Raw genomic sequence first — 18,068 nt, 5'->3', positions numbered from 1 at the left:
CGGCAGTGCTCACCGGCCAGCAGGCTCAGCCACAAGACTCCCACAACCGCAGAAGCCCCGTAGACCCCCATTAGGCGCGGTTGCGAAACGCGTCGGCCGCCACCTTGAGATCTCGCCAGTCCACAACACCCAGCCGCGCCGCCTCGATGAGGCGCTCGATGCGTCCCTCGCTGAGCACGAGCATCGCTTCGATCATGTCTTCGGAAGGTGTGATCTCTCCGTAGCAGTCATGCCAGGCGAGCTCGGTGAGTTCCAGGAGATCGAGTGCGATTGGAGCAAGGTCTTCACCGAAGACCTCCTCTACCCGCCGCCTCCGGTCGCTTCGTCTCTCTGCGCGACTGACCGCCATGTTTCCATTGTGCCATCTGAGCGAGTCGAGCGTTGGGCGGGGTTGACCTGCTCGATCGCCGAACCCTGTGTGAGGAGAGGGACGAGCGGCGGCCCGGCTCGATGGCGGTAGGGCTATACTCACCCTGTCCGGCGCAACCGTCCGGATGCCGTCGAGGCCAGCGAAATTCGGTGCAATCCCGATGCTGTCCCGCAACTGTGAAGTCCCTACGGGGAACGAGCCAGGACGCCTGACTCAACGGCCACGAACAAGTCTCGGGTGAAGGCAGTGTTCGTGACCTGGTTTCCAGGTCACCGAAGCCACCTTCATCCTCCAGTCACGGAGGATGTGTTGTTTCTCAAGAGGATGTCCGCTCTGGTCGGACTGGTGTTGCTCGCGGCGTCGTGCACCGGTTCGAATGCGGGCGACGATCGGCCCGGCACCACGGTTCCATCGACCCCGGCGACAACTGCCGAAACGACGGCCGTGTCGATCGCGGTGGCATTCCCGGTCACGATCCAGGCCGGAAACGGTCCGGTGGTCCTGGAGCAGCGTCCTTCGGCGATCGTCTCGCTCTCTCCCACGGCCACCGAGATGCTCTTTGCGGTCGGTGCGGGGGATCAGGTGATCGCGGTGGACGAATACTCGACCTTCCCGGTCAACGCCCCCGTCACGGACCTCTCCGGGTTCACGCCCAACTTCGAGGCGATTGCAGCCTACGAGCCAGATCTGGTCATCATCTCGAATGACATCGAAGACATGGTGGCGACGCTGGGAGCGCTGAACATCCCGGTCCTGCTCATGCCGGCGGTCCTCACCATCGACGAGGTGTTCACCCAGATCGATCAGATCGGAGCGGCGACGGGCCACCGCACTGAGGCGGCCGAGCTGGTCGAGTTGCTGGCGGTAGATCTCGAGTCGATTGTCGCCGGACTGCCGGTCATGGACGAGCCGCTCACCTACTACCACGAACTCGATCCGACTTTCTACTCGGTGACCTCGTCGACCTTCATCGGACACGTGTACTCGCTGCTCGGGTTGGTCAACATCGCCGACCCGGCCGACGTCGATGGGTTCGGTTACCCGCAGCTCTCTGTCGAGCACATCGTCTCGGCGGATCCCGATCTCATCTTCGTGACCGACTGTTGCGGGGAGTCGCTCGAGTCGGTGGCCGCTCGACCCGGCTGGGAGAACATCTCTGCAGTGCAGACGGGTTCGGTCGTGGTAGTCGACGATGACATCGCCTCCCGCTGGGGTCCGCGCACCATCGAGTTTCTGGCGTCGGTGGCGGCCAACGTGGCCGAGCTCCGGGCAGGCGGATGAATAGCACTCTCGTCGTTGGGCCGGACCTGCCCCGGGCGGCGCGGCCGCGGTGGGGTCAGGTCGCAGCCGGGGTATCTGTGCTGCTGGCTGCCGGTCTGGCCGGGCTGCTGATTGGACCGGCCGGGCTCGAGGTGAACGACGTGCTGCGAGCACTCGGCGACGGGCTGCCCTTTCTCGATGTTCCTCATGGATTGACCGAGACGCAACTAGACATTCTCTGGCAGTTGCGGCTGCCGCGAGTCGTGCTCGGGGCAATCGTGGGAGCAGCGCTGGCGATCTCGGGCGCCGCCTATCAAGGCGTATTCCGCAATCCCCTCGCCGATCCCTACCTCCTCGGCGTTGCGGCAGGGGCAGGCTTCGGCGCCACGCTGGCGTTCGTACTGGCGCCCGGGGCGGCAATCGGACCCGTGGCGTTGCTTCCGATCGCGGCGTTCGCCGGTTCGCTCGTGGGAGTCGGCTTGACCTACGGAGTCGGTCGTACGCTCGGTGATCGCAGCAACGCCGCCCTCATCCTGGCCGGAGTGGCGGTGGCCTCGTTCTTGACCGCGCTGCAGACGTTCATCCAGCAGAGGAACACCGACACGCTGCGGGAGGTGTACTCGTGGATACTCGGGTCCATCAGCACCCTGGGGTGGAGCGAGGTTCTGCTGGCCCTCCCATACGCCGGGCTGGCCACGATCGTGATCTTCCTGCACAGGAGATTGCTAGACGTCCTGGCGGTGGGCGAGGAGGAGTCGAGAAGCCTCGGCGTGTCTACCGGCAGGGTGCGAGCCACTGTGGTTGTCGCCGCCAGCCTTGGAACTGCGGCCGCAGTGGCGGTTTCGGGACTGATCGGCTTCGTCGGCATTATCGTCCCGCATGCCGTCCGGTTGCTCACGGGTTGGAGCTATCGGGTCATCATCCCGCTCTCTGCCTTGTTCGGAGGGGCCTTCCTCGTTGCCGCCGACCTGGTCGCCCGTTCGGTGATGTCGCCTGCCGAGCTACCGATCGGGGTGGTGACCGCCTTTCTCGGTGCGCCCTTCTTCGCCGTGGTGATGCGATCAACCAGGAGAATGCGATGACGGCGCTGTCCCTGCGCGATCTTCGGGTTCGGTACAACGGAACCGAGGTCTTGAAAGGCATCGATCTCGGGGTCGAGCGTGGCGGGTGGCTTGGCTTGGTTGGACCCAACGGGTCTGGCAAGACCACGCTCTTGCGGGCGGTGGTGGGAACGGTCACGGTTCGTGGGGAGGTCGAGATCGGCGGTCGCAATGTCAGGGCGATGAGCTCGGCGGAGCGTTCCCGGGCGATCGCCGCCGTCGCTCAGCGACCGAATCTGCCGGTCGACATGACCGTCTTCGACTACGTGCTACTCGGTCGCACGCCGCATATCTCCTACTTCGGGGTCGAGGGCAAAGCGGACCTCCAGGTGGTGGTAGACGTCCTCGAGCGGCTGGAACTCGGCGCTCTGTCGTTTCGGACGCTCGGTTCACTCTCAGGTGGCGAGTCGCAGCAGGTCGCATTAGCCAGGTCTCTTGCCCAGCGAGCGCCGATCCTGTTGCTCGACGAACCGACCAGTGCCCTCGACGTCGGGCATCAGCAGCAGGTCCTCGAGTTGGTCGACGAACTTCGCCGTGAGGAGTCGCTCACGGTGGTCAGCGCTTTGCACGATCTGACCCTGGCCGCCCAGTACTGCGATCGTCTCGTGCTCCTGGGCGGGGGCGTGATTCGGGCCGCCGGCGATCCCCGGGAGGTTCTCACCGTCGAGAACATTCGCAGCCTCTACGGGGCCTCGGTCCGGATCATCGAACTCGGTGGGGGAGAGGTGGCAGTCGTTCCGCGGCGCCAGGATCGCCAGAATGGCACCGTGGACCTTCCCGGGGGGATTCCTTGAGGCCAGAACACACACGACTCTGGGCGATGAATCAACTGGACAGCCCCGGCCCCAATCATGGAGACACCGAGATGTTTACATTTTGACTATTAGAGCCTATTCTTCTCTGTAATGTCAAAATGTAAAAGAACGTGTCCAAAACTCGAGACCTGATTCACCGCACGCTCGAAGCCCGCGACTCGGTCACCATGGCCGAGCTTCTGGAGGCCACCGGGCTGACGCGCCCGGCCGTCCTGTATCACCTGCGTGCTCTCATGGACGCTGGTGATGCCGAACTCGTTGGACCGAGTAGGGGGCGCTCCGTCAGATACCGCAGTCCATACGACCATCGTTGGGAAGTCCCTCTCGACGAAATGGTGGCCGAGCACCGGCTTTGGAACGATCTCCGGGCTGATTTGCTGGACCAGGACTCATCGGTTGGGGCCAGGGGGATACACGAATACGTGTTCGGAGAAATGGTTAACAACGTTCTCGACCACTCCGGCTCACAGAACCTGACTATCACCCGTCGCGCGACGGGTAGGTCTGTCGGAATCTCGGTCCAGGATTATGGAGTCGGGATCTTTCAGCACATCGCCGACATGGAGGGACTGGCCGATCACCACGCCAGCCTGCTGCGGCTCCAGAGCGGTACCTACACAACCGACCCCGACAACCACACCGGCCAAGGCATCTTCTTCTCAGCCCGGGCAGTCGACCACTTCAGCATCGGGTCAGGAACACTGGCCTGGCAAGTCGACAACGTGGCTGGTGACTCAACTGTCACTCGCATCAACGCCGTGCCCGGGACGATCGTGCGGTGGACGCTCGACTCAGCAACGACCAGATCCCTCCCCGCCTTGTTCGAGTACTACAGCCGCGTGGACGATGATGGCATCCCGCAGTTCACGGTGACCTCTATTCCAGTGAGTGTCGCTGCGGCAACCGACAACTACGCAACCAGATCCGCTGCCCGTGAACTTCTGGCCGGCAAGCAACAGTTTCGGGTGATCATCCTCGACTTCGCCAATGTCGAGAACATTGGCCAGGGATTCGCCGACGAAGTGTTTCGCGTCTACCGAACCCAGAACCCGACCGTGACCATTGAGCCGGTCCACATGAATGAACAGGTGGCGTTCCTGGTCGACCAGGCGCGTGGGATGTGGTCCGACCGCTGATCACGAGGGCCTGGCCATCAGTGGTCTGCCGCGAATCAGAGAGGGGACTGCAGACAAACTCGACCGTCTTCGCACTGTAATCTATTACAAACCTCTTGTTTCTGTCGTTCGATTTGCTAAAATCGAACATATGTTCGACAGCGAGCGTGAAGCCATACCGATGGATTTGGACCAGATAGAACCCGGTCCTTTCCTGGCTGCCGTTTTGAATCGGACTGAAGTGGACCGATTGTCCGGCCACGATCGAGTGGTGGCGTTGAAGGCTTTCCAGCGGATGGCCTCGCACTACCAAGCCCAGACTTTTCAGGCGATGGCTTCGATTTCGGATCTCATGCACGATCTGGATGACGATTTCGAGCTGGCTCACCGCTCTGCTGCCACTGAGATTCGGGCTGCCCTGATGTTGACTCGTCGGGCAGCCGAGACAGAACTCGACCTGGCATTAGACACCCGGCAGCGCCTTCCGCAGGTATGGCAGGCCCTAGCTCGAGGTGACATCGATGTGCGCAAAGCGCGAGTGATTGCTTCGACCACCAGCCATCTGAATGAGTATGTCGCTCGGATTGTGGCCGGTCGGATTGTCGCAACAGCGCCGATGTTGACCACCGGCCAGCTACGTGCGGCCATCGCCAAACTGTGTTTGGAAGCCGATCCCGAAGACGCAGAACGGGTCTATGAGGAGGCGGTTGAGGATCGGCGGATCGTCCTGGAAGCCAATCCCACCGGGACGGCCGAACTGCGAGGGATGGACTTGCCTCCCGATAGAGCTGTGGCAATCAGTCGACGGATCAACCGACTAGCTCGTCGGCTCAAGACCAAAGGAGAGGCACGGTCGATGGACCAGCTGCGGGCTGATGTCTTCCTGGAATTGCTCGAAGGCTCTTCCGGCGGGGTTGTCGGAGGTGCCGGCAGGGGAGTGGTGGACATTCAGGTTGATCTCGAAACACTGATGAACTTGTCCGATTCTGCCGGCGACCTGGCCGGCTATGGCCCTGTGGTGGCCGACATCGCCCGCCAGGTCACGGAACGGCAGAGGCTTGGCACCTGGCAGTTCACAGTGACCGATCCTGATTCCGGGCGGCCAGTCCATACCGGCACCACGCGGCGTCGCCCGGCAGCAGGGCAACGGAGGCACGTTGAGGCCCGCAATCGCACATGCGTCTTCCCGGGTTGTCGGATGCCGGCAATCGACAGCGATCTCGACCATCGCGTCCCCTGGTCGGAAGGTGGGGCCACTGAAACCTGCAACCTGGCGTCTCTTTGCCGTCACGATCACTGCAATCGGCACCACTGTGGGTGGAGCTACGAACCTCTCGCCAATGGCGACTTCCGCTGGACCAGCCGACTTGGGCACGCATACACCACCAGCGGCAGGCCACCTTAGGTAGAAGAGCGACTTGCTCTCTTTCCCGAAACGACCTCCTCTATCTCAGAGGATCTCTCGGAGCCGAGAAAGCAACGAAACGATCTGCCTAGGTCGGGTGCGGCCTGTGGATAGCATTCACTCATATGAGGATCTGGATTCTGGGCCTATCGACGTTGGTATTTGCGGCGTGCAGCGGAACGGCGACGACCACTGTGACCGCAACCCCGACGACCCCGGCGGCGGGCACCGCGATCACCCGGCCGGAGGTCGCCCCGACGTCCACCACTACCCAGGATTCTGTCGGCCCATCGCTCCCGTCGACATCCACGGCCGGCGCCGCGCTCATGCGATCGGTTGAGGTGACTATCCCTGCTGACGGCCTCGATCTGGTCGGGACACTGCGACTGCCGGCCGGCGAGCAGCCTGCACCCGCAGTCGTGCTGATCCACGGCAGCGGTCCCCAGAGCCGTGACACGCCACTTCCGGGTCAACTGAACATGGCGTTCGGCTTTGAGATACCGGTGTTTGCAGAAATCGCCGCGGCTCTCCAGGAGAACGGGTTGGCGGTTCTGACCTACGACAAACGAAGCTGCGGTCCCTTCAATGGCTGCGCAGACAACGACTACCCATTGCCGGCTGGGGATCTGACGGTTGAGGTATTCATGAATGACGCCAAGGCGGCGGTCGATTTCCTGCGACAACGTACGGAGGTCGAGGCGAGCAGCATCAGCATCATCGGCCACAGCCAGGGTGCACAGTTCATCACGCTGATGCTCGAAGCGGATCCTGATTTAGCCGGCGGGATCATGCTCGCCGGCCCATACCGCTCGATTGACGAGAGCATCACAGCCCAACTCGATTTCACCGTTGACTTGCTCGGGCAGTTCGGGATGGACGAGGCAGAGGCGCTGGCCTCACCCTCGGTATCGTCGCTGGTGGACATGGTCAACGGGTTGGCCGATATCCGATCCGGAAGCGATGACCCGGTGGCCGGTGTTAGCGCAGGCTTCTGGCGGAGTTGGTTCGACCTGCACGAGCGTTCACTGTCGGCGGCGTTCCGGATGACACAACCCCTTCTGGTGATCAACGGCGAGCTCGACTGGAACGTCGCCCCGACCGAAGCGCAAGCTTGGGCCGAGTACCTCGCCGGCGTCGATGCGGAATACGAGGTGCAAATCCTCCCCTGTGTAACCCATGCCCTCAACTGCGTATCTGAATCCGACCCGACCGCCATCACACCGTCAGACATCGGTAGGGCCGTCGCTCCCGAGGTCATCGACGCCATCGTCGCATTCGTCAACCGGTGATCAGGCGGATGATCGGGACCGGTCGGGTCAATCGCATTTTGTAGGTCTGAAAGCCGGAGTTGGCGGCAAGTGCCTTGTTCCAAACGTGCTGATGATCTTCTCCGGTGAGTTCGACCGCAGTGACCTGGCGCCACTTGCCGTCCCAGCGTGCTCGGGCATTCGGGTTGGCACGCAGGTTCAACACCCAGGCAGGGTCGGCGTCCTTCCCGGCGTTCGTGCCGATGATGGCCGGCGTCCCGCTGTCATCGACGTAGGAGATGAGGATCTGGCGTTCCTCGCCGGATTTGCGACCGATCGTGACTAGTTCCAGCACGGGCATCCCGGTGACGCGGCGACCCAATCGGCCACCCGACAAGTTCCATGCGAGCTTATGGGCCTTCCACTGAAGGCGCATCATCTTGCGGTTGTTGTCCTCCACGGTGTCCTTCCCGGCAGCTGTCGCGGATACGCTAGGTGGTCGACGACGGGGTTCTTTTCTGTCCCGGCCCGTGGACTCCCTCCCACCGGGCCGTGGCGATCAGCCGGATAGCGGAACGGTTCGGGTGGGTGGCGCTACGGCAGTGTGAGCGTCCATCGATAGGTGCCGGAACCCATCGCACCCATGAACGGTTGTTCAACCGTGTCGCCATCTTTGAGTTCCATCGTCAGATCGTGGACCGTTGTGGACGATGGGATATCGGTCGTGCTCGACCCGTCCTTACAGGTGACGGTGAGGGAGCCCTCCTGGTAGTAGACCTCGGTCACCTGCATGGTCAAGACTCCGCCGTCACACGATCCCGTGATCGTGACACCAACACTCCCGGATCCCTCCATGACACATTCGTCTCCCATCACGCCGGTCAGTGTGGCGGTCAGGGCTCCCGGTGCGGAGGTCTCCACACCCTGTGAGCCGACGATTAGGACCACCGACCCGGAGACATGTGCCACAAGGTGAGAGCCAGGGGGATCCTGTGAGATGTCGTGGTCGTAGCTCAGGTTGGCGACGATGGCAGGTGTAGGACAGAGGTCGACTGCGCTGGTTGTGGTGACGTCCAGCGTCGTGGTTGTATTGGCCACTGTCGTGGTGGTTGATGGGATCGTCGTGGTTGGCTCCGGCAGAGTGGTGGACGGTCCGGCCCCGACCTGATCCCCATCGCCACAGCCGGCCGCGGTACACGTGACGAGAAGGCAGAGAAGTACACGCCAAAACATGAGATCACCTCACTCATGAAGATTGTGCCAACCTCCCCATCGATTCGGCTAGAGCCATAAGCCCTGATCCTGTCCGACGTGTCAGCCTCGATCGCTACCTGTTTTCTCGCTTCTCGGCCCGGGCGGGCGCCAGGTACTTCCGCAGCCTCAGTATCGCCGGGAGTCCGGCCAGGACGACCCCGGCTCCAACGAGGGCCGTCAACGCGAAACCATCGGCGATACCCTGAGCGGCTGCCGACGTGATATCTGCGGATTCACCGGCGAGCAGTTGGCGAACGACGTCGAGGTCGGGGACCACACGGGCCACCGCCAGCAAGATCACCGATCCGCCCAGCGCCGCTCCAATAGTGAAGCCCTGGGCGCGCGCCACCTGGTGAGCCGCGGTCACTCTGCCCAGTTGGTCGTCGGGAGTTGCGGTGCGGAGCAATGTGAGCCCCGAGTTCGTCGATGTCCCAACGCCGGTGCCGGCGAAGTAGAGGCACACGAACACGAAGGCGGTGGGCAGGTCGAAGGTGACCACACCCCAGAGGCTCACCAGGGCAGGGATCGTGATGCCAAACCCTCCGACCGTGAGTGATGACTCCGCCATTCGACCCATGAGTCGTCCGGAGATGTTGGCGCCGGTCGTCCATCCCAGGGTGAAGAAGAGCACCGACCAGGCGGTGAGGGCCGGTCCGGCCCCGAGAGCTCCTCGCACATAGAGCGGGATGTAGGTCTCGGCGGCGATGGCGCCTGCGACCATGAGGCCGATTCCAAGCGCGAGCCCGGCATACGGCTGGCGAATGAGATGCTCGAGACGCACAATCGGAGCCTCGTGATGCCGGGCATGGCGCACGTACAGCGAGGCTGCGATCGCCACGGCGGCCAGCCAGGCCAGCGAGGTCCAGTCCAGGCGATCGACCGCCATCGCCATTCCGATGGTGACGGTCCCAACCATGGCCGCTCCGAGCCAGTCGACGCGGCCGTCACGCCGACCGGCCGGTCCGGGCAGTACCCGCCACCCCGCCATGAGGGCTGCCAAGCCCAGGGGGAGGTTTACGAGGAATATCCATCGCCAGTTGAGGACGGTGAGCATCAAGGCGGCGATGGCCGGTGCTGCCACGCTCATCACTCCCCACACGGTTGCATTGGCAGCGAAGGCCCTGCCGACCAGATGACGTGGGTAGACGAGCCCGACGGCGGCGATCCCGACGGCCGAGATCATGCCCCCACCGGCGCCCTGCACAATGCGGGCTGCGACCATCAAGTGCATGGTTGGGGCGAGTGCGGCGGCCATGCTCGCCGAGACGAAGATCCCCACCGCCCATCGGAACATCGTGCGGGCGCCCACGCCGTCGACGAGGGGACCTGAGATCGCCGTGGCGATCCCGGAGGTGAGGAGGAAACCGGTGATCGTCCAGGGGAGGAGCCCGACGCCCCCAAGGTCGGCGGCCAATTGCGGGAGTGCCGCGGCAACCGCCAGCCCCTCGAAGGCTACGAGGGCAACCGTCGTGAAGATGGCAATCGAGGCCGGGAGGAGCTGTCGAGAGAGAACGCCGGACGGTTCGGACACGACCCGAGGATAGGACCTCCCCGGCATCCTCCCGTCGTCCCCGGGCCCCCCTCCCCTCGAAGACTCGGGACTCCCCCCGCCCCAGCGGTGGGAGAACGCGTTGTTTCACACGGACACCCGATCGCGTTCCTCCCGAGTGTGGGCGGTGGGGGAACGCCCAGTTTCCTCGCCGCATCCTCTATCGCGTTTCTCTCCCACGGTACGTGGTGGAGATGCCGAGTCCTCGAGGCAGAGGGGGCTTGTGCGCCGGCCCCCCTCCCCTCGAAGACTCGGGACTCCCCCCGCCCCGGCGGTGGGAGAACGTGCTGTTTCGGCTAGGCACCGCGAACGCGTTTCTTCCGGGCCTCGGTGGTGGAAGAACGCCCAGTTTCCTCGCCGCATCCTCTATCGCGTTTCTCTCCCACGGTACGTGGGGGAGATGCCGAGTCCTCGAGGCAGAGGGGGCTTGTGTACCGGCCCCCCTCCCCTCCGGTTGCTCCGCTCCCTTTGGGACTCCCGTCGCCCCGGTGGTGGGAGAACGTGTTGTTTCGGCTAGGTAGCGAAAGTGTCTCTACCGGGGGTCGGTGGTGGGAGAACGCGCAGTTTCCTCGACGCAGCCTCTATCGCGTTTCTCTCCCACGGTACGTGGGGGAGATGCCGAGTTCTCGAGGCAGAGGGGGCAAAACAGCGTTGTTCGGTTCCTACGAATCGAACTCCACGGAGCGGCGGCTGATAGTTCCGTGTTCGAAACCCTCAACGGGGAAACGCGGAGACTCCCCGGGGGCGGCGCCGGCAGCAACGAGAATGGGGCGGTAGTGCTCGGCGCTCGGATGCGAGCGCAACGCCTCGGGGGCGCGCTCACGCCAGCCGATGAGGGAGCGATCGTCCCGGGCGGCAAGTGAATCCGCCACCCAGGTGTCGAACCCCGCTGCATACCCGGGCGGGGTCGGGTCCGAATGGAACGAAGCTGCGCGTATGTCGTGGACCAGGTTGCCCGTCCCGAGGATGAACACACCTTCGTCTCTCAGCGGGGCGAGTTCGCGCCCGAGGTCGTAGAGATGGTCCTCGTCCATGTCGATTGGCATCGAGATCTGCAACACAGGGATCTCGGCATCCGGCCACATCTTCATCAACGGTATCCATGCACCGTGGTCGAGCGGACGAACAGACCGGCGGACCGGCACGTTTCCTGCCAGGAGCTCCTCGACGCGGTCGGCGAGTCCCGGTGCGCCGGGAGCCGGATACTGGAGGTTGTACATGAACTCCGGAAACCCCCCGAAGTCGTAGAGCAGTTCCTCATGGTCGGTTGTTCTTCCGATCGTCACCGGCGTGTCTTCCCAATGGGCAGAAACGACGAGGATCGAGGAGGGGCGGGGGAGTTGTCGCGACCATGCCGACCACGGGGCCGTCCGGCTCTCGCTGGCTACCGACAAAGGGTTGCCGTGTCCGATGAACCCGACGGGCATCCGTTTGCTGTGTATCGAGCTCACTAGTTGCTTGACCCTTCAACTTTATTTGCGATACGGTATCCGGCTATGCATGAAGCGTCAAGTAATGAAGGCGGTCGGTTCGCGCGGTCGACAATCCGCGTGCGGGCCATCCCGGCCGATGGTCGTCGTGTGGGTGGCGGCGGGGACTACGCGCTCTGCGTCTTCGACGACACAATCGCTTCCAGAGCGTCCGCCAGCGCGACGGTCTGATCCTCGGTGAGCGAATCGAAGATCATCGAACGAACATCCGCGACGTGGTGGGGGGCGGCCTCCTCGATGAGGGCCCGGCCGGACGGTGTGAGCGCGGCGTAAGTGACGCGTCTGTCTTCGGAGCAGGGACGCTGTTCGATCAAACCCCGCTCGACCAGCCTGCGCATGCGGTGGGACAGGCGGCTTTGCGACAGGTTGGCTGCTTCAGCTAGATCACTCATGCGCAATGCGTCGTCTGGTGACTCGCTGAGGGCAACCAGGAGCCCGTACTCGACGTGGAGCAGGTCAAATGAACTGAATGTGGATTCGAGCTTGGGAAGCTCAACGAGGACGAGCGTGATCAGTGCTCGCCAAGCTCGCGCTTCGGTTTCGTTCAGCCACTGCGTCATCACCCATGGAGGCTACTTGACGCTTCAATAGACGCGAAACTATGCCTTCGCCTGACCCAGGGTGCTGGCGATTTCCTTCGCCCACACTTCGATCTGGGAGAAATCCCGCCAATCTCCCGCCCGCCCCTGTTTCACCATCGATCTGGCGATGAAACCGGTGGCGTCATCCGGGAGACGTCCACCGAATGTGATACGACCCCGCACATCGAGGCCGGTGGCCAGTTTTTCGACATTGGGAGGGAAGTCCTGCGGATCGTTCGCCTCGTCGTCGCCCAGCGGTCCGGTATGGAAGAGCCAGACGGGGCGGGTGAACGCTGCTCGATTCAGATCCTTCAACAATCGAATCGCCGGTCGGCGCCAGCGCATTGCATAGATGGCGCTTCCGAGCACCACGGCGTCGAATTCCTCGGGGTGTGTCATCTCCTTGGCGTCGCGCAAGGTCACGGTGAATTTCTCGGCCGAGAGCGTGTCTGCGATCCGCTTAGCGATCTCCTTGGTGCCACCCATCTTTGTGCCGTAGGCGATGAGTACATGCACGTGTTGCCTCCTTGGAAACTAGCTCTCAACATCGCGAATCCAGTCGGCGTTGTCCAGAGTCGAACGGACCCACTCAGCGAGAGGGGTCTGGGAGCTGGAGCGGGATGTGCGACCTGCAAGGGTTCTAGGTTTTAGGTTGTGGGTTCTGCTCTGGGCATCACGGAATTGCTGGCCCAACCTATGGCCCAGAACCTACGACTCAGAACCTATGACCCAGAACCTATGACCCAGAACCTATGACCCAGAACCTATGACCCAGAACCTATGACCCAGAACCTTCAAACCGCGCCTCCGACGCCGCCTATTCATATGGCCCATTTCTGACTCGTAACTGACCACAGCCCCTGCCCGATTCCCGAAGTTGTGCCAAGATGCGAGTTGATCACGACAGGAAGGACCCGGAGTGGGACGCGTCGTCACCCTTGACGGCAATGAAGCGGCCGCTTCCGTTGCGTTTAGGACCAACGAAGTCATTGCCATTTATCCCATCACCCCCGCATCGCCGATGGGTGAGCTGTCCGACGATTGGTCGGCGCAGGGCCGCACGAATATCTATGGAACGATCCCAGAGGTCGTTGAAATGCAGAGCGAGGCCGGTGCAGCCGGCACACTCCACGGAGCGCTGCAGGGTGGAGCACTGGCTACCAGCTTCACTGCTTCACAGGGACTCCTTCTCAAGATCCCGAACATGTACAAAATCGCCGGCGAGTTGCTCTCATCCGTCATTCACGTGGCGGCTAGGACTCTGGCGACCCACGCGCTCTCGATCTTCGGCGATCACAGCGATGTGATGGCAACCCGGGCGACCGGCTACTCGTTGCTGGCCTCCTCGTCGGTCCAGGAAGCCCATGACTTGGCGCTGATCGCCCAGTCGGCCACGCTGCAGAGCCGGGTTCCGTTCCTGCATTTCTTCGATGGATTCCGCACGTCCCACGAAGTCGCCAAGATCGAGGAACTGAGCGATGACGACCTGCGGGCAATGCTCGATGACGAACTCGTTGCTGCGCACCGCCTCCGCCGGCTCAGTCCCGACGCTCCCGTTATTCGGGGAACCGCACAGAACCCTGATGTGTTCTTCCAGGCTCGAGAAGCATGCAATCCGTACTACCTGGCAGTGCCGGACATCGTTCAAACGACGATGGATCGGTTCGCCGAGGTGGTGGGCCGCCAGTATCACCTGTTCGACTATGTAGGCGCCCCCGATGCCGAGCGTGTCGTGATCTTGATGGGTTCGGGGATCGGCGCTTCCGAGGAGGCCGTGCAGGCCCTCGTTGATCGCGGCGAGAAGGTCGGCATCGTGAAGGTCCGTTTGTACCGGCCGTTCTCTGCCGAAGCACTCATTGCCGCGTTGCCCGCCAGCACCAAGTCGATCGCTGTGCTGGATCGCACCAAGGAGCCGGGAGCGCTCGGCGAACCGCTCTATCAGGACGTCATTACCGCCATCGTTGAACAGACAGCAGCCGGAAACGTTGCATGGGATCGGTTCCCGCGTGTGATCGGTGGCCGCTACGGATTGTCCTCGAAGGAGTTCACTCCGTCGATGGTTGCCGCGATATTCGCGGAATTGGAGAAGGACGACCCGAAGGTCCACTTCACCGTTGGCATTGTCGACGACGTCACTCATCTCAGTCTCGACGTCACCGAAGAACTCAACACCGAACCCGATGACGTGGTGCGGGCTGTGTTCTTCGGGCTCGGTGCCGACGGAACCGTCGGAGCCAACAAGAACTCGGTGAAGATCATCGGTGAGAACACCGAGCTCTTCGCGCAGGGGCATTTCGTCTACGACTCGAAGAAATCGGGGGCAACCACAGTTTCGCACCTGCGGTTCGGTCCCCGTCCGATCACGTCGACCTACGAGATCACCCGAGCGAACTTCGTTGCCTGCCATCAGTTCAACTTCCTTGAGAAGATGGCCGTGTTGGAGGTGGCGCAGGAAGGGGCGACCTTCCTGCTCAACAGCCCGTTCGAAGCAGATGAGGTCTGGGACAAGCTGCCGCGGGAGACCCAGGCGGCGATCATCGCCAAGAACATCAGCTTCTATGTCGTCGATGGCGTCAAAGTCGCCAGGGAGGTCGGTCTGGGCGGCCGCATCAACACGGTCCTTCAGACTTGCTTCTTCAACCTGGCCGGAATACTTCCGCCCGAGCAAGCCATTGCCGAGATCAAGAAGGCAATCCAGAAGAGTTACGGCAAGTTCGGACAGACGGTGCTCGATCGGAACTTCGCGGCCGTCGACGCGTCGATTGCCGCGCTCCAGAAGGTCGAGGTTCCGGCTGTGGCCGATTCGGACTTCCTGCGGCCGGCTCCAGTTCCGGAGACGGCCCCCGACTTCGTGCAACGGGTGACGGCCATGATGATCGAGGGGAAAGGCGATCTGCTGCCCGTGTCTGCGCTGCCCGTAGACGGAACGTTCCCGACCGGCACGACCAAGTTCGAGAAGCGGTCGATCGCGCTGGACATCCCGATCTGGGATCCGGATATCTGCATCGACTGCGCCAAATGTGCCCTCGTTTGTCCGCACGCGGCAATTCGCATGAAGGTATACGACCCGGCGTTCCTGTCAGGAGCTCCGGATACCTTCTTGTCCAAGGAGTACCGCAGCCGCGAGATGCCCGGCCAACTGTTGACGATTCAGGTGGCGCCCGAGGATTGCACGGGTTGCGGGGTGTGTGTGGATGTCTGCCCCGCCAAGTCGAAGGAAGAGGTCAAGCACAAGTCCATCAACATGATGCCGAAGGACGACCACCTCGACGTTGAGCAGGCGAACTTCGATTTCTTCCTGAGTCTGCCGGAACCCGATCGGACCGAGGTGCGCCTCGACACGGTCAAGGGCAGCCAGATGGCTGAGCCGCTCTTCGAGTTCTCAGGAGCATGTGCCGGATGTGGTGAAACGCCTTACATCAAGCTCATGACGCAGATGTTCGGGGATCGGGTCTCCATCGCCAACGCGACGGGCTGCTCTTCGATCTACGGAGGCAACCTGCCCACCACGCCGTACACGACGAACGCCGATGGGCGGGGTCCGTCCTGGGCCAACAGCCTCTTCGAGGACAACGCCGAGTTCGGACTCGGTCTCCGGCTCGCCCAGGACCAGGCAGTGGAAGATGCCAAAGTGCTCGTCAACCACTTCGCAGGAGAGCTGGGTGATGACTTGGTGGCCGGACTTATCGCCGGAGTCGCAGACATCGACGAAGCGGGGTTGGCGGTCCAGCGGGAACGGATCGGACACGCCAAGAAACTCCTCGCCGACATCGACTCGACCGAAGCACGCCGCCTGCTGGCCGGCATCGACACCCTGGCTCACAAGAGCATCTGGATCGTCGGAGGGGACGGCTGGGCCTACGACATTGGCTTCGGTGGCCTCGATCACGTGTTTGCCTCCGGCCGCAACGTCAACATCCTGGTACTCGACACCGAGGTCTACTCCAACACCGGCGGCCAGGCCTCCAAGGCCACACCGCGCGGTGCGGTAGCCAAGTTTGCAGCGGGCGGGAAGCCGACCGGTAAGAAGGATCTGGGCATGATCGCCCAGGCATACGGCAACGTGTATGTGGCGCAGATCGCGGTCGGCGCCAACAACACGCAGACGGTCAAGGCGTTCGCCGAGGCCGAGGCGTATCCGGGAACGTCGCTGATCATCGCCTACAGCCAGTGCATTGCACACGGCATCGACATGGAAACCGGAATGAGCCACCAGAAAGAGGCCGTCGAGAGCGGCTACTGGCCTCTCTACCGGTTCGATCCGACCGCCGAGGCCGAGGGCAAACGTTCGTTCCACCTCGACAGCCGGGCGCCGAAGATCCCATTCACGGAGTTCGCCATGCAAGAGGCTCGCTACGCCATGCTGGCCAGAACGAAGCCTGAGGAAGCGGAGCGCCTGTTCGGACTTGCACAGGACGACATCAACAATCGCTGGCATCTCTACGAGCAACTGGCGGAGGTGGACCGACTGGTCCCTGAGGAAGAAGAGGAGGAGGTCCAGGCATGAGTGTCGATTTGACGACCAGGTATCTGGGGCTCGATCTGGCCCACCCGATCGTTCCATCCGCTTCTCCGATGACGGGCAACCTCGCTTCACTCCAGCGACTCGAGGAGGCGGGAGCGTCGGCGGTGGTGCTGTGGTCCCTGTTTGAGGAGCAGATCGCGCACGACGAGCAGCAGGCGCTGGCACTTGCCGAGTTGCACGCGGAGAGCTTCGGGGAAGCGGTCGGCGGATACTTCCCGACTCTCGATGACTACAACACCGGTCCCGGCGAGTATCTGAAACTCATCCGCGATGCGAAGGAACACCTCGAGATCCCCGTTATCGCCAGCCTGAACGGGACGTCAATCGGTGGATGGCTCCGCTACGGCAAGCTGATGGAAGAAGCGGGTGCCGATGCGCTCGAACTCAACGTCTACATGATCCCGACGGATCCAGATACGACCGGGGTAGAGGTCGAGCAGCAGTACCTCGACCTGGTCGCCGCACTGAAGGCGTCGATCTCGATTCCTTTGGCGGTCAAGGTCGGTCCGTTCTTCAGTTCCATTCCGAACATGGCGACGAGGTTGATCGACGCCGGTGCCGACGGCCTTGTGCTGTTCAACCGCTTCTATCAGCCCGACATCGATCTCGACGAGTTGGAAGTGAAACCGAACCTCCGGCTCTCGACCTCGGATGAGCTGCGCCTGCCGCTGCGGTGGACGGCGATCCTCAAGGGCCAGGTGCTCGGATCGATGGCAGTTACGAGCGGTGTACACACGGCAGAGGACGTGATCAAGCTGCTGCTGGCCGGTGCGGATGTCACGATGATGGCCTCGGCGCTGTTGCGCCACGGTCCGGAACGGCTCACCGAAGCTCTGGAAGGACTGAGGTCGTGGCTCGAGGTCAACGAGTATGAATCCGTGCGGCAGATGAAGGGATCGATGAGCCAGGCTTCATCGCCCGATCCCGAAGCCTTCGAGCGCGGCAACTACATGAAGACGCTGGTGACCTTCGCCCGACCGATGAGGTAGCCGACCAAGACTTTTCTCCGCAATGCTGTGTATCGAAAACACACCATTGCATTGCGCAGAAACAGTGTGGGGGTCGGCTACTCGAGCGCTGCCCTCACGTTTGCCCAGGTTTCTTCCAGTGCTTCCGGTAAAACCCGGGTGCCAGCGGTGGCGGTCATGAAATTGGTGTCGCCCGACCAGCGCGGCACGAGATGGAAATGGAGGTGATCGGGAATTCCGGCGCCGGCCACCCTTCCCAGGTTGGCCCCGAGGTTGAATCCCGACGGCCGCATGGCGGCGATCAGCGCGGCTTCGGTGTCGCTCGCCAGCTTGATGGGACCACCGGTTCGCCAGTGTGATGGGACCGGGTTGGGGTTCGGTCAGGTCCG

At 62.6% G+C, this 18,068-nt stretch carries 15 protein-coding genes and 1 pseudogene; 8 read left to right on the top strand and 8 right to left on the bottom strand.

What is annotated here, in order from left to right; all coding sequences use genetic code 11:
- Positions 1-70: 70 nt before the first annotated feature.
- Positions 71-349 carry a hypothetical protein gene (locus P1T08_15855; protein ID MDF1597553.1) on the bottom strand — a complete coding sequence of 93 codons (279 nt, stop codon included), beginning with the start codon at positions 347-349 and terminating at the stop codon, positions 71-73.
- Positions 350-676: 327 nt separating this feature from the next.
- Here P1T08_15855 and P1T08_15850 point away from each other — a divergent pair, with 327 nt between their 5' ends.
- From P1T08_15850 to P1T08_15825, 6 genes are all read left to right on the top strand, one after another.
- Positions 677-1,651 carry a helical backbone metal receptor gene (locus P1T08_15850; protein MDF1597552.1) on the top strand — a complete coding sequence of 325 codons (975 nt, stop codon included), beginning with the start codon at positions 677-679 and terminating at the stop codon, positions 1,649-1,651.
- Positions 1,648-2,712, top strand: a complete 1,065-nt coding sequence (locus P1T08_15845) for an iron ABC transporter permease (GenBank protein ID MDF1597551.1) — start codon at positions 1,648-1,650, stop codon at positions 2,710-2,712. The genes P1T08_15850 and P1T08_15845 overlap by 4 nt, the downstream gene beginning before the upstream one ends.
- Complete coding sequence (locus P1T08_15840) at positions 2,709-3,524, top strand: ABC transporter ATP-binding protein (protein MDF1597550.1); 816 nt, start codon at positions 2,709-2,711, stop codon at positions 3,522-3,524. Before P1T08_15845 ends, P1T08_15840 begins: the two co-directional genes overlap by 4 nt.
- Before the next feature lie 131 nt (positions 3,525-3,655).
- Positions 3,656-4,681 (top strand): DUF4325 domain-containing protein, encoded by a 1,026-nt coding sequence (locus P1T08_15835; protein ID MDF1597549.1) that lies wholly within the window; start codon positions 3,656-3,658, stop codon positions 4,679-4,681.
- A gap of 130 nt (positions 4,682-4,811) precedes the next feature.
- Entirely contained in the window at positions 4,812-6,065 is a 1,254-nt protein-coding gene (locus tag P1T08_15830; protein ID MDF1597548.1) for a DUF222 domain-containing protein, read from the top strand.
- Between the two features lie 125 nt (positions 6,066-6,190).
- Positions 6,191-7,354 carry an alpha/beta hydrolase gene (locus tag P1T08_15825; protein ID MDF1597547.1) on the top strand — a complete coding sequence of 388 codons (1,164 nt, stop codon included), beginning with the start codon at positions 6,191-6,193 and terminating at the stop codon, positions 7,352-7,354.
- Here the strand turns inward: P1T08_15825 and P1T08_15820 are convergent.
- From P1T08_15820 to P1T08_15795, 6 genes are all read right to left on the bottom strand, one after another.
- Positions 7,344-7,772, bottom strand: coding sequence for a nitroreductase/quinone reductase family protein (locus tag P1T08_15820; GenBank protein ID MDF1597546.1), 429 nt, complete (start codon positions 7,770-7,772; stop codon positions 7,344-7,346). The two genes, P1T08_15825 and P1T08_15820, sit on opposite strands and share 11 nt — an antisense overlap.
- A 134-nt stretch (positions 7,773-7,906) precedes the next feature.
- Positions 7,907-8,545, bottom strand: a complete 639-nt coding sequence (locus P1T08_15815; GenBank protein ID MDF1597545.1) for a hypothetical protein — start codon at positions 8,543-8,545, stop codon at positions 7,907-7,909.
- A 94-nt stretch (positions 8,546-8,639) separates the two neighbouring features.
- On the bottom strand, positions 8,640-10,097 hold the full coding sequence (locus P1T08_15810; protein MDF1597544.1) for an MFS transporter: 1,458 nt from the start codon (positions 10,095-10,097) through the stop codon (positions 8,640-8,642).
- A 680-nt stretch (positions 10,098-10,777) separates the two neighbouring features.
- A complete protein-coding gene (locus P1T08_15805) occupies positions 10,778-11,542 on the bottom strand; it encodes a class III extradiol ring-cleavage dioxygenase (protein MDF1597543.1) in 765 nt (254 codons plus the stop codon).
- Between the two features lie 170 nt (positions 11,543-11,712).
- Positions 11,713-12,165 carry a MarR family transcriptional regulator gene (locus P1T08_15800; GenBank protein MDF1597542.1) on the bottom strand — a complete coding sequence of 151 codons (453 nt, stop codon included), beginning with the start codon at positions 12,163-12,165 and terminating at the stop codon, positions 11,713-11,715.
- Between the two features lie 39 nt (positions 12,166-12,204).
- Entirely contained in the window at positions 12,205-12,702 is a 498-nt protein-coding gene (locus P1T08_15795; GenBank protein MDF1597541.1) for a flavodoxin domain-containing protein, read from the bottom strand.
- A gap of 403 nt (positions 12,703-13,105) precedes the next feature.
- Between P1T08_15795 and nifJ the strand changes: the two genes are divergently transcribed.
- Positions 13,106-16,693 carry a pyruvate:ferredoxin (flavodoxin) oxidoreductase gene (gene nifJ / locus P1T08_15790; protein ID MDF1597540.1) on the top strand — a complete coding sequence of 1,196 codons (3,588 nt, stop codon included), beginning with the start codon at positions 13,106-13,108 and terminating at the stop codon, positions 16,691-16,693.
- A complete protein-coding gene (locus P1T08_15785; protein ID MDF1597539.1) occupies positions 16,690-17,700 on the top strand; it encodes a dihydroorotate dehydrogenase-like protein in 1,011 nt (336 codons plus the stop codon). The genes nifJ and P1T08_15785 overlap by 4 nt, the downstream gene beginning before the upstream one ends.
- Positions 17,701-17,777: 77 nt before the next feature.
- Here P1T08_15785 and P1T08_15780 read toward each other — a convergent pair.
- Positions 17,778-17,972: pseudogene (locus P1T08_15780) on the bottom strand (HIT family hydrolase).
- Positions 17,973-18,068 lie beyond the last annotated feature (96 nt).

It is taken from the genome of Acidimicrobiia bacterium, from assembly GCA_029210695.1.
Taxonomy (GTDB): Bacteria; Actinomycetota; Acidimicrobiia; order Spongiisociales; family JAHEDJ01; genus JAHEDJ01.
The sequence above is the reverse complement of the archived record's forward strand: the minus strand, read 5'-3'. Positions and strand labels throughout refer to the sequence as shown.

Excerpts from the sequence above, each read along its gene's own strand:
- P1T08_15855 (MDF1597553.1), bottom strand. The coding sequence starts at position 349 with ATGGCGGTCAGTCGCGCAGAGAGACGAAGCGACCGGAGGCGGCGGGTA.
- P1T08_15845 (MDF1597551.1), top strand. The coding sequence starts at position 1,648 with ATGAATAGCACTCTCGTCGTTGGGCCGGACCTGCCCCGGGCGGCGCGG.
- P1T08_15840 (MDF1597550.1), top strand. The coding sequence starts at position 2,709 with ATGACGGCGCTGTCCCTGCGCGATCTTCGGGTTCGGTACAACGGAACC.
- P1T08_15830 (MDF1597548.1), top strand. The coding sequence starts at position 4,812 with ATGTTCGACAGCGAGCGTGAAGCCATACCGATGGATTTGGACCAGATA.
- P1T08_15825 (MDF1597547.1), top strand. The coding sequence starts at position 6,191 with ATGAGGATCTGGATTCTGGGCCTATCGACGTTGGTATTTGCGGCGTGC.
- P1T08_15815 (MDF1597545.1), bottom strand. The coding sequence starts at position 8,545 with ATGTTTTGGCGTGTACTTCTCTGCCTTCTCGTCACGTGTACCGCGGCC.
- P1T08_15805 (MDF1597543.1), bottom strand. The coding sequence starts at position 11,542 with ATGCCCGTCGGGTTCATCGGACACGGCAACCCTTTGTCGGTAGCCAGC.
- P1T08_15800 (MDF1597542.1), bottom strand. The coding sequence starts at position 12,165 with ATGACGCAGTGGCTGAACGAAACCGAAGCGCGAGCTTGGCGAGCACTG.
- P1T08_15785 (MDF1597539.1), top strand. The coding sequence starts at position 16,690 with ATGAGTGTCGATTTGACGACCAGGTATCTGGGGCTCGATCTGGCCCAC.